The organism is Stenotrophomonas sp. YJH_SMC_138 (genome assembly GCF_059369855.1).
This window is the reverse complement of sequence record NZ_JCAFTB010000005.1, coordinates 31255-43445: the sequence shown is the minus strand read 5'-3', so window position 1 is coordinate 43445 and position 12191 is coordinate 31255. Positions and strand designations below refer to the sequence as shown.

Sequence of the window (12191 nt, the reverse complement as noted above, 5' to 3'; positions counted from 1 at the left end):
CCGCCCGGTCTCAGCCAGCGGCTGTTTCAATGGGCAGCGCTTCTTCCACCTCGATCGCCTCGAACCGGTACAGTGCCCCGAACTTCAAGGCATACGCATCCAGCGGCGATACCGGGATCACCATCTGCGGAAGAAGGTTCTCGCCCTCCGGCCGGAAATGCAGATTGACCACCCCCGACTGCTCCACTGCGCGGGTCAGCAGGACAAGACGTGCGTTGAACTTCATGTTGGATCTCCAAAAAAAGGGCCGCATCCACCGGCGGCCCGAACGGTTTTCATGCAGGGCACCCACCGCGACGGGCAGGTGCACGGGTCACCACACGCCCATGCGCACGCGCAGGCGTCCGGCTTCGTCATAGACCCGCCAGTTGCCATCGCTGTACTCGGTACGACGCCCGCCACCGGGGGCACTGACACTGAACGCGTCGGCCACCACATCGAAACGCGAGACCTGGCCGCTGGACGCCAGTTGCACGCCCCCTACCCGGCCATCTGCACGGACGTTGACCGACCACTGCGCGGAAGACTCGGTGCCTCCGGCCGACCAGGTGGGCGGGGCGGTTGCTGCCGCGTCCACCTGGCTGAGCATCGGGCGGAACATCCAGAAATAGGGCGTGTTTCCACCGGTGCCGATCACGATCACGCGAAAGCGAGCGAAGGTCGCCGTGGCGGGCGCCTTGTTGATCAGGAACGTGCGCGTCAAGCGGTCGAGCGTGATCGGGGTTCCGGTATCGCTCCTCACGCCAGGGCTGTGCACCAGCCCCAGGTGATTGCCGGCCGCATCGAAGAACGTCATCTCCAGCTTGGCTTCCACGCGATGGGTATTGATCCAGGCGGACGCGCAATAGGTCTTGCCGCCTTCGATGGCGATGTCGTACTCGGTTCCCCACCATGCCATTTCGCCTGCTGCGACGACGCCGGGCGTCACCGCGCCCAGCCCGAAGATCCCCTGCGGATGCCAGTTGTCATCGCCGGTGGGGTTGCCCAGTTCGGTCCACCGCCCGTTCGGATTACTGCCCCAGCCCCACCCCGAGCGCTGCCAGAAGGGGAACGTGGTGTTCATCAGCAGGTTGCCACCGGCGCCCAGATTCTTGACCTGCGCCTGCATGCTGGTGACCACGGCTGCATCCGCCTTGCCACCCAGTGAGGCCTGCACGCCATCGATCCGCCCGGACAGCGCAGTCAGTTGCGTACCCTGCTGGCTGACCTGGCTGTTCAGCTGCGAGAAGCCGCTGGCCGATACATCGCCCACCTGGGTCTTGAGCTGGGTCAGGTCACGCGCGGTGGTGTCCAGCTTGGTGCCCTGCTGGCTTACCGAGGTGCTCAGCCCCGTGATGGCCGAGGCATTGGCATCGTTGGCCACCTGGTCGGTGATGTCATAGACCTGGACGCTGTCCACCCGCACCTGACCGTTGTCGGGATGAACATAGAGGTTCAAGCGCCAGGCATCGATGCCGCTGTTGAAGGCATCGAAGTCGAACGATCGGGTCTCGAACGCCTCCACCGCGAACACGGCACGCAGATCCTGGTAGGACTGCTGGCCTGCCGCATTCTTGCGATACATCCGCACCAGCAGATTGTTGGCGCCGCCAGCACCGCAGGCGCGGACGATCACCCGCAGGCGGCGCGCGCCGTTGATCGGCACCCATTTGCCACCGTTGGCCTGCAGGGTCGGATTCACGTTCGTGTAGCGGTTGAGCAGCACACCTGGGCGTCCGTCGCCGTTGACCGTACTCCACACCGCCCCATTGGCCGCCGCCGATGCCGTCCACCCCCCCAGCCCTTCGGCGAAGTCGGGATTGGGCAGCAGGCCGCTTCCGGTGTTGAGCACGCCCTTCAGCCCGCTGGACAGGTCGGTGAGCTGCTGCGCCTGCGCGTCGACCTTCGTGCCCTGCTGATCGACTTTGGTGGTCAGCGCGGTCACCGCGGTGGCCGTGGCAGCGGCGCTCTGCTGCGCGGCGTAGGCGTCGGTGACATCGATCATGCGGATGTCGTCCACCTGCACGCGCACGCCCACTTCGCGCGCACCACTTCCTCCCGGAATGCTGACCAGCATCCGCCACTTCGCCGCAGACGCGGCGGTGTCCAGGTAACCGCTGACCTTGGTCCAGCCATCCTTGCGCAGCGAGGCCAGTGCGTAAGCCTGCAAGGGCCACGAATTCTCCGCGTTGGCTTCGTTGGTGGTCTGCCAGCCCACCCGGATGGAACCACCGGTCGGCTGGATACTGTCCGGATGCAGGCGGGCGTAGTACTCCACATAGATGCGGCGATTGCCGGTGATGGGGGTCCACTGCCCGAAGTACAGGTCCGCATTGGTGTTCGGGCTGGTGTTGGCCGCAACGTTCACGTCCAGACCGCGCTCACCGGTCCGGCGAGCATCGGCGCGGGCGGTGTAGATCGTGCCCGCCGCACTGCCCAGCAGTTGGCCATCCTGGAACGTTTCGAACGCACCCAGCGGGAACAGGCTGTCGCTGCCATTGAGGACCGACTGCACGTCCGACTGCAGCTTGAGCACACTGGACGCACTGCTGGTGACACGATCGCCCAGCTGCACCACGTCGCTGCGCAGGTTGGCGATGGCCGTCGCGTTGCCGGCGATGTCCTGCGCATCGGTGATGTCGTAGAACTCGATCCGGTCGAACAGCACCTTGCCGCCGGCGTTGGTCAGATGCACCTGCGGCATGATCTCGTTGCGATCCTGCGCGGCAGACCATTCGGCCGTGTAGGTTTTCCAGGACGCATCGGACAGGTTCAGCGTCACGTCGGCATGGCTTTCACTCACCCCGCTGGTCCGCACGCGCAGCCGGCAGACCAGGGTCGCCGTCGCATCGTCGAAGGCGCGGGCGACCATCACCAGGCGGTACCGCCGCGACCTGCCGGCAACAACGGGCAGCCACCGCGCGTCATTGGCCGTGATGGCCGGATTCTGCCCGGCCTGCGGCCCATGCGTCATCAGCAACGCATCACCACTCTGGCCCGATGCCTTCACCCACTCCACGGTGTTGGCCGACACGGTACGGGTCAGCGTCCACCAGGCGGCACTGCCAGCAAAGTTACTGTTGCGCAGCACGTTGTCGCTGCTGGTCACCGAGGTGTCGACCCGCGCGGCCAGGCTGGTCAGGCTGTCGGCGGCGGACACCAGGTCGGTACCGAGCTTGCTGACGTCGGTGCGCAGCCCGGTCAATGCGTCCGCATTGCTCCGCGCCGTACGATCGAGCATCGACGAATCCTGCGATCCGGTCGGCACGCCATTGAGCACGGTGACGGTCATTTCCACCCACATGCCAGTACGGCCGGTCTCCGGCAAGGGCGACAGGATCTGCCTGCCACCGCCGGCACCACTCCTGCGCCGCCCGATCATCACCAGCATCCGCGACCCCGACAGGGCCGCCAGGTTTTCCTGTGACAGGCCCGCGTCCAGCAGGCGGGTGCGCAGGCCACTGGTGTCGCTGTTGCTGGCACTACTGATCGCCCCCACTGCATCGGACGTATAGGCAATGAAGTACTGGTTGTCCTTCAGCGTCTGGTCGTACCAGGTGTTGAAGCGGGCCGACTCGGTCTGCAGATTGCCATGGGTATCGAACACCGCCGTATCGGTGATGCTGTTGTCCGCATTGATGATGCCCACCCGCAGCCCCCGGTTGGCGCCCATGCCCGGCACGATGCTGCCATTGGCACGGTACACACCCGATGCACGGGGGCCACCGGTGGGCCAGGCGAGGATATGTGCGTTGGCGATGATGTTGTAGGCCACCATGTTGCCGATGCCCGAGGCCAGCCGGGTGACGTCCTCGGCGGCACTGCTCAGCTTGCCATCGATCTGTTCCACCCTGGTCGACAGGCCACTGACCGCCGCAGCGTTCGCGTCGACATCGGTCACATCCTCCACCCACAGATCGTCCAGCCACAACGTGCCGGCCGTGCCATTGCGGTTGATCGTGACCTTGATGCCCTGCACCGTGCCGGTAGGCGGCAACTTCACGAAGGTCTCGGTCTTGACCCAGTCCGCCGATTTCGGGAACGACTGCGTGGCGCCGCCCATCAGGTTGCCGTTGTGGTCGGCGACGCGCAGCTTGGTATTGTCGGCGGTGCCGTCGAAGTCCTCGCTGGTCCGCGTCCAGCACGACACCCGATAGCGACGGCCGGCGGTCAGGGTGATGACGCGCCCCTCATTGACCGCGGCGCTGACCACCGTATTGCTTCCGCCCGCATAGGGCTCCGCCTTCCAGCACAGGCTGTTGCCGCGGCCCTCGCGCACCACCGATGCTGCGGTGGTGTTGAAGAACGTCCAGCCGGTGCCAGCGCCCAGGTTGAAGTCGCCATTGAGCGCGAGGTTGCTGCCCGCGCCCATCACCGCTTCCATGCGACTCTTCAGCTGCACCAGGTCCTGGCTGCTGCTGGTAACCCGGCCATCGAGCTGCCCGACTTCGGTCTTCAACGCATTGAAGGCGCTGGATCCGATCTTGTCACCCATCGTGGCATCGAGGCTGTCCACGCGCCGCCCCAGCGCGGTGTCAGCGGTCACCATCGCCTGCTGCAGGCTGCTGACACTGGCACCGGTGGCCAGCGCGCCGGTGCCTGCCGGCATCCGTGCCTGGAGTGCCTGGATCGACTGCGCGTTGACCTGGTCGCCACTCAGCCGTGCGGTCTTCTCGGCCGCGATCAGGCCCTGGCTGACCCCTGCCAGGTCACCGCCCTCGTAGCTGCCGCGCAACTGCACGGCCAGCGACTCGCGCCGGCCCGCTTCGCTGCTGTCTGCTGCGACGCGTGCAGTGGCTTCGTCCTGCAACATGGCCACCGACGCACCCGGCGTCGGGCGACCGATCGCCACCCAGTCCAGCAGGAAGTAGTCGGCATCGGTCTGCGCTTTGGACAGATCCAGGCGGATCTGGTCGACGATGGTCCCGTTCCATGGAATGTTGTCCACGTCCAGCGTCGCGATGCCGTTGCTGTCATAGCTTGGCTCCGCGAACTGCACCATGCGTGCGTTGTCCCACGACTGGCCGGGACCATTCCACAGCAGGCGCCCGTCCCAGGCAGGACTGCCCACCTTGCGGATGCGCAGCTTGACGAAGCGGTGCGCCGCGCCCTGGACATCCTGGCCGCGCGGGCTCGTCACGAAGGCGTCGCTGGCATGGTTGGCCGGGCGCAGCCAGCCCTCCACCAGCGTTGGACTGCCGCCATTCGCGCCCCAACCTTCCACGCTGCTGTCGAAGTACCAGATGCGCTTGCTGTCGAACTGCACGCCACTGCCTGCCGACAGCTGGCTCACCATGCGGGTCAGGTTCTCCACATCCGACCGGCGCTCGCTGGTTTCGCGGGTCACCGCCGTGGTCAGCTCGGTGCGGGTATTCAGATCGCCGGCAGCACGGTCCAGCACTTCGCGCGCCAGGCCATCGGTGTTCGCCTTGAGCGCCTGCGCCTGCTGGTCCAGCCGTTCGGCCTGGCCGGCAAGTCGTTGGGCGCTGGCGGTGATCTGGTCCTGCAGGCGCAGCGATTCGCTACGCAGCGCCTCGGCTGCACGGGTGGCGGCGGCCAGGTCGCTGTCGATGCGGGCGTTGATTTCCTTGCCCAGGTCCTGCTTGACCGATTCGACCACACCGCCGATTCCCTCCAGCGTCTGCCCGGTATTGCGCCCCAGCGAGCGTCGCAGGTAGCGGGCACCGACGGACAGCACGCCAGCGGTGTTGCGACTGCGGCACGCAAACGTCCAGCTGCCCGCCTCTGGCAATACGGCTTCGATTGCGGAGGTGAAGAAGCCACCGGCATCGCCCAGCGGGGTCATGTGCTCCCACAGCGGGTTGTCGATACTGCCGGCGGTATAGCGGATTTCCACGCCGGCGAAATCAGCCGACTGCACGGTGTCGCCGGAGAAGCCCCACACATACCGGCGCACGCCACCGCTGAGCTCTTCGATGTCGAACAGATCGACCAGGACCGGCGGCGCATCGGCACCCAGCGTGGTGTACTGGGTGGACACGGCAACGCCGGCACGGCCATCGGGGCTGTACGGACGAACGACCACCGGATAGGTACCCGCTCCAGGAATCGCCCAGCTCGCTGATCGCGTGGTGGTGCGTGCCACTTCCTCCAGCGCGGCATTGCCGTCTGGATCGGACAGGACCCGCGTTTCGCCGGTGGGTCCACTGATATCGAAGCTGGCCTGCAGTTCGGTATGCACGCTGCCACCCCGGCTGACCTGGCGCTCGACCACCTTCAGATTGCTGGCCACCGGCCGGATCTGCAGCGAGGATTCATTCGACGGCGGCACATACTGCCCGGTCCGCACGTAGTGCCAGAACTCGGGCCCCTCCTGCACCACCTCCACAGCGGCGCCCTTCAGGTCACCTTCCGGGCGGATGCCGGTCACGCGCACGCGGGTACCCGGCGTCTGCTTGAAGTCGTAGATCCAGATCGTGTCGTGTGCAGGATTGCCGTCGTTGTGGCCCGGCAGCGGTGCATCTGCCGGCCACGGATCGGCCAGCACCAGCCTGTCACTTGGCTCAGCGCCCGGAACCACGCGCAGTACGCGGTAGACACGCTCGCCTGGAATACGCAGGCCGATGAACGCACTGCCCAGCGAAGGTGCCGGGACCGTCTCGTCCAGTTGCAGCGTGGTAACGCCTGCAGCGTCGACGGCGGCATCGATCAGGCGGCCACCGAAGCCCCACTGGGTCAGGTCGTGCTGCAACGCCAGTACCGACAACCGCGAGTAGGCCAGGTGCTCGATGTCGGTGCTGTAGCTGATCGACTTGTATTGATAGACGCTCTGCGCCAGATGCCAACGCGCCAGCATCGCGGCATGGGCTTCGGAGCTGACGCCCTCACCGGTGATCTTGGCCGGATTGAGCATCACCTCCACGCCCGGCGCCGGCACGCGCAGCGTCGCCGCCTTCCAGGTGCGGCGGTCCAGGTAGCTGTACTCGATGCCGTCGGCAGCGTTGGCCAGGGTGTAATCGACCTGAAACTGGCCCTTCTTGATCGTGGCCATGTTGACCACGCCGGACAGGGGCTGCTCATCGGCCGCCCAGGCCACGCCCAGCCGGCCCTTGGCCCAGGTCACCTGGCCGAAGCCGGCCAGCGCGATGGCGTCGAGCACTGCCTGGTGGCTGCGCAACTCGGTCAGCCAGTAGTCGTAGCCCAGCGCGTTGTCCGCGCAGTGCAGCATGAAGGCTTTCAGGCTTTCGATATCGATGCGCCGGTCGGCCATGCCCAGGCCGGCGATGCGCTTGCCGTTCTCATCATGGATGCCACGCGCGTAGGCCAGGATCTGTGCGCCCGGGTTGCTGGTTTCCTCGGTCACCCAGCCGGCCGCTTCACCCTTCCACACCGGAATCGGTCGCGCATGAGCCACGCAGCGGATCTCATCCGGGGTGCCATTGAGCTGGCCGGACGCCTTCATCTGCAGGCCGATGGCAGGAATGCCGGCATGGCTGGCGTCGTCGCGCTGCACGCTGACCAGCGTGGTCCAGGTGAAATTCGCCTGCGCGCCACTGCCATCGGTGTTCTGCCCGGCCACGCGTACGCGCACGTCGTACTGGCCCAGCTCCACGTCGCGGCCGTAGCTGACGCGGCGCGCCTTCTGCGTACGTCCCACGACGCTGTAATTGCCGAACGACTGCCAGGCATCGGAGCCGACCGGCCGGTACTGGATCTGGATCTGCTCGCGGTTGTCCTTGTCCTTGCCCTTGGACGTGGTATCCCACAGCCGGAACTCGATGTTCACCTGCAGGCGCAGAGAGTCAGCGGAGCTGGTGCGTTCCACCCACGGGCTGGCCACGTGCTTGGCATCGCTGCCGGTATCGAGCAGCTGCGCGCCTTCAATCACATCCGCGTTGCTGTACAGCGGAATCGCTTCGTCGGGCATCTGCGGGAAGCCGCGGAACCAGGTGCGCACGCCTTCGTAGCTGGACAGCGCCGAATCACCGTTCTGCAGGGCCTCCACCCGGCCAACGTTGATGCCCGGGCTGAGGGTCAGGCCGACATACTGCTCATCGCCCTCGAACCAGGTATAGGGGCGGCTGATCAGGTCCGGAGCGAGGCGCGTGGAACCGAACAGCAGGCCCAGCGGTTCATAGGCGCGCACACGGTTGCGCGGCGCTGCCAGGGAATACGCCGTGTCGGCGACACCGCCACCACCGGGCTTGGGCGGCTTCGGCGTGAGAACCTTGTTGATCAGCACGCTGCCGGCCACGTAGACCGCGGATGCAGCCAGCGTGCCGTACGTGCCTGCGATGGCGCCTGCGCCCCACGCGGAACCGGCCACCAGCGTGCCGATGCCGAAGGTGAAATAGGTCAGCGCGATCATCGCCACCAGCGGAATCACCGCCTTGCCCACCACGCTGCGCACTTCGATCAACTGGCCATGGCGCGGTCGCGTGTGCATCCACTGCTCGCGCGGCACCTCCAGCCCGTCAACGCAGACCTGCCATGCGCGGCCATCGAGCCCGTCTACATGGCGCATGAGGATTGCGTACAGGCTTTCACCCGGGCGCAGTTCGACCGGCACGTTGCGCTGGCCATCCAGCAGCACCGGGTGCGGGGTGATGATGAGGCGGCCGTCGACCGCCGGTTGTGGTGTCAGTTCCATGCGTAGTATCCCTCGATCCTCAGCCCAAATCCGGGCAGGTCACGAACGCGGTGCAGCACGCTGCAGCCGTTCGTTTCGTTGCTGTGCAAGACCCAGCCCTCATGAGCCAGGAAAAAGAAAACCCCGGCGTGGCCGGGGTTGTGTTGTCCGCGTTCGATCATCAGTACCAGGTCGCCGTCCTGTGGAGGGCCCTCGCGAGGTACCGCCTGCGCGCGCGACAATGCGCCCAGCTCGGCCGAGCCGCGCCGCCCGCGCGGCCGGCGTCCGGGCAGTGCCACTTCACGGGCGAACAGCGCCCGCTGCACCTGCATCACCAGGTCGGCGCAGTCGCACGCTGCTTCGTCATAGGGGATGCCCACCCATCGCTCGACGTCGACCAGGCGCATCAGAAGATTCCCGGCAGCGTGAACGGATTGGCATGCAGCAGCACGGCCTGCTGGCGCATCAGGAAGTCGACACCACACTGGGCACTGACCGTGCGCGTGTTGACCGACACCTGGGTCATCGGCAGGTCGTACTCGGCCTCGATGGCATCCGGATCGGCGCGATCGGTCAGCATCAACCGTGCGGTCACCATCTCTCCGGGGGCAAGCCCTTCCAGGTCCTCGGTGAGTGCGCGGCCGATGTTGTCGATCACCAGCTGTGCGCGCGGTGCCTGTCCACTGACATCGTCGGGAAGCTGGAAGCCGAACGGTGCGGCAATGAACTCCTTGCCGTTGCTGGTCCAGTTGACGTTGTCGTTGACGATCCGCAACACCTCCGGCATCGACGGCGCCGACACTTCCAACAGCATCAGCGGTCCCTGGGTGTCGGCCAGGCGCTGGCGGCGCTCATGGAAGGAACTCATCGCATGTACTCCAGTACAAGATCGCGCTTGGAGAAGCGGAACCGGGTGTTCAGTGGCACCAGGCGGCCGATGCCCTGCGGGAAGCGGGCGCTGATCGGCTGCCCGGTCCGCGGGTGCTCCATCGTGAACCAGCCGACGCGACCGACATCGTGCAGGTACCACGCTTCGAATGCCTCGGCGTCAGCCGCGGTGCGGAACTGCACCGAGGCGTACACGTTCTTCATCACCCGGCTGTTGAGCGCGCGCATCTTGCTGGGGCCGCGCTCCATCTCGGTCCGCTCTTCCGAAGCGACGATCTCCTCGCCGTAATCCGCAAAGCGGATTTCTGCATATTCTGGCCAACTGCTCATCCCACTGCCTCCGTCCATCCGTATCGGGCCCGTCCAATGGCGCCCAGCTCACCACCGTTGAGGCTGTCGCCCACGATGTCGATCACCAGCCGCCGTACTTCGCTGCCATCGGGCATGCGCTGCCGCTCTTCCCGGGTGTTGACCCGGCTTTCGCCGTAGTTGTTGATTTCCACATTCATCCCACCCTCGCCGGCACGGGCAATCGGTACCTGCACATAACCCCCGCTATCACCACCGGACAGGCCATTGCCGGTTCGCAGCGAAGTGCGCAGGGCGAAGAATGCCGATGGGCCGCCGAGCGCAGCCATGTCTTCCTGGCTGAGCACGCCCTCGCCCTTGTGGACGATGCCGGCCGGCTCGTACTTGCCCCCTGGGCCCGTGTACCCGCCGATGGAAAAGCCGGTGATCTTCGGCCCGAACATCTGCCCGATCGAACTGATCAGCCCACTGACCATCTGTTTGGCTGCCACGCGCGCCAGATCGGCGATGATCGAGTCGGCGAGGTCGGAGAAGGACAGCTTTCCGGTCTGGGCAAACTTGACCAGACTGTCTTCCAACCCGCCCAGTGCATTACTGAAGACGCCGTGGCTCAACTCGGCGGCATTGGCCGCGGCATCGGCATAGTCCTCGAACGCCCGCATTGCGCCGTTCTTCCAATCGGACTGGTATGCCTTCTTGTTCTCCTGGAACTCTGCCTCGCGTTGCAGTGACTGTTCATGGAATGCATCGAGCTCGGCCAGCCGGGCTCTGTAGCGCTCCGACTCGATGACCTTGCCGTCCTCGCCACGCGACTCGTCGTCCAGCGCGCGCTTTCGATTGTCCCGATCCTCATCCAGAGCGGAACGGCGTTGCATGCGATCCACGCTCGCTGCGCCATGGCCGATGCCGAACAGCGCCTGGTCGTTGCCGCGCTGCTGTGCATGCGCCGCCTGCTGGAGCTCCCGCTGCAGCTTCAGCAGATCCTGCTGGGCCTTCTTCGACGCTTCAGCGGCTGCCGCTTCCTTGGCCAGGGCCACCGCGGCGTCCAGCGAGGCCTTCACCCGCAGTTGCATCTGCTCGCTGAGCTTCTTCTCGGCATGCTCCATCTCGTCAAGGAGGGTGACCTGCAGCTTTTCCGCCTCTGTCATCCCCTCCTTCAGCTTCTGCCGCACCCGGTCCTGGGCGATCTGCTTCTCGATGCGATCCATCAGCCCGGCGTACGCATCAGCCTGCTCGTGCACGCCCCTGACCGACTGCTGGGCGGCCTGCTGCTGTTCGCGGAACTGGGCCTTGCGTTCGATGTCGGCCTTCTTGCGCGCGGCATCCCTGTTGAACTCTGCGCGCTGGGCCGGGTCCATCTTGTCCGGGCCGCCCCTTGCGTTGATCTCCGCGCCGCGTTCAGCCATCCAGGCCGCGTACTCGCCACGGGTCAGCCGGATCCACTCGACCTCGTCCCGCCACGCCTCTCCGCGCATGGCGCCCAGCATGCCGTTGAAGGCATCGGTCGCCTTCAATGCGTTCCATTGCGTCGCACCCAGAGACGCGATGAGCTGGTCAAGCGTCTGGTTGTCCACGTTCTGGATGGCCGCGGCAATCGCATTGAACAGCTTCTCGTCGAGGGCGCCCCTGATCGTTTCTTTCAGGCCCCGGAACTTCTCCTGGACCGGCGCGACCTCCGCCTGGAACGCTTCCAGGTTCGCCCTGGCCTTCTCCAGCTCGGCGTAGTCCGAGGCTGCACTCAGGCCCGCCCCTTCCCGTCCCGATCGCTGGCCATGACTCACTCGGCCTTCCCAATGGACGACCGAGCCCTGCAGCGCCTTCTCGCGTGCCTCCAGCTCGCGCAGCGCCCTGGCCTGCTCATGCAGCGTGGCGACCGCCTGCTCCAGGGGCAGCGTGCCCGCGCCCATGCCCAGGCCGGCCTGGTCCATCGAGAACGACATCTGCTGCAGCGACTGCATCTGCTCCTTGTACTCGCTGCGCGCACGTTCGGACGCCTTGACCATGTCCAGGTACGCTTCGCCCAGCTTCTGCACCGACGCGATGGCGATGCCCCATGGGCCACCGGCGGCCGTCAGCAGGCCGCTACCAAGCTCCTTCAAGCCGCTGCCGAGCACATCGCCGCCGACGTTGGCCTTTGCCTTTGTCGCGGCCTTGCCCGTTGCGCCCTCCGGTGCCGCATGCACGCGCGCCAGCGCGGCGGCCGTCCGCTCGGCCTCCGCGCGCAGTGTCTTGAGATTCTGCGTTGCCAGGCGGCTGGCCTCCGCCATTGCGGTACGGAAGCCCGTCGTGTTGACCCGCAGTACTACGTCTAGATTCTGGTTAGTGGACGCCATACGCGTTCCTCCAAGAATGATGAGGGGCCCCGCAGGGCCCCAGGTTCGATTGCATGCCACGCATCGGAGAAGCAATGCCCTGCCCCGCCCGG

The 12191-nt window shown here is 66.1% G+C and carries 6 protein-coding genes; all 6 read right to left on the bottom strand.

The features are described 5' to 3' along the window. Positions 1-10: 10 nt before the first annotated feature. Entirely contained in the window at positions 11-226 is a 216-nt protein-coding gene (locus AC5P7I_RS12215; RefSeq protein ID WP_069116148.1) for a hypothetical protein, read from the bottom strand. 87 nt (positions 227-313) lie between these two features. Next, the gene (locus tag AC5P7I_RS12210; RefSeq protein WP_262088020.1) at positions 314-8590 is read right to left on the bottom strand and encodes a host specificity factor TipJ family phage tail protein; all 8277 of its coding nucleotides are present in this window, start codon (positions 8588-8590) and stop codon (positions 314-316) included. Next, a complete protein-coding gene (locus tag AC5P7I_RS12205; protein ID WP_014647904.1) occupies positions 8581-8976 on the bottom strand; it encodes a hypothetical protein in 396 nt (131 codons plus the stop codon). The genes AC5P7I_RS12210 and AC5P7I_RS12205 overlap by 10 nt, the downstream gene beginning before the upstream one ends. Beyond that, the gene (locus AC5P7I_RS12200) at positions 8976-9437 is read right to left on the bottom strand and encodes a DUF1833 family protein (RefSeq protein ID WP_014647905.1); all 462 of its coding nucleotides are present in this window, start codon (positions 9435-9437) and stop codon (positions 8976-8978) included. The genes AC5P7I_RS12205 and AC5P7I_RS12200 overlap by 1 nt, the downstream gene beginning before the upstream one ends. Then, the gene (locus AC5P7I_RS12195; RefSeq protein WP_014647906.1) at positions 9434-9787 is read right to left on the bottom strand and encodes a hypothetical protein; all 354 of its coding nucleotides are present in this window, start codon (positions 9785-9787) and stop codon (positions 9434-9436) included. Before AC5P7I_RS12195 ends, AC5P7I_RS12200 begins: the two co-directional genes overlap by 4 nt. Beyond that, the gene (locus tag AC5P7I_RS12190; protein WP_329767653.1) at positions 9784-12099 is read right to left on the bottom strand and encodes a phage tail tape measure protein; all 2316 of its coding nucleotides are present in this window, start codon (positions 12097-12099) and stop codon (positions 9784-9786) included. The genes AC5P7I_RS12195 and AC5P7I_RS12190 overlap by 4 nt, the downstream gene beginning before the upstream one ends. Between the last annotated feature and the right edge of the window lie 92 nt (positions 12100-12191).

Excerpts from the sequence above, each read along its gene's own strand:
- AC5P7I_RS12210 (WP_262088020.1), bottom strand. The coding sequence starts at position 8,590 with ATGGAACTGACACCACAACCGGCGGTCGACGGCCGCCTCATCATCACC.
- AC5P7I_RS12200 (WP_014647905.1), bottom strand. The coding sequence starts at position 9,437 with ATGAGTTCCTTCCATGAGCGCCGCCAGCGCCTGGCCGACACCCAGGGA.
- AC5P7I_RS12195 (WP_014647906.1), bottom strand. The coding sequence starts at position 9,787 with ATGAGCAGTTGGCCAGAATATGCAGAAATCCGCTTTGCGGATTACGGC.
- AC5P7I_RS12215 (WP_069116148.1), bottom strand. The coding sequence starts at position 226 with ATGAAGTTCAACGCACGTCTTGTCCTGCTGACCCGCGCAGTGGAGCAG.
- AC5P7I_RS12190 (WP_329767653.1), bottom strand. The coding sequence starts at position 12,099 with ATGGCGTCCACTAACCAGAATCTAGACGTAGTACTGCGGGTCAACACG.
- AC5P7I_RS12205 (WP_014647904.1), bottom strand. The coding sequence starts at position 8,976 with ATGCGCCTGGTCGACGTCGAGCGATGGGTGGGCATCCCCTATGACGAA.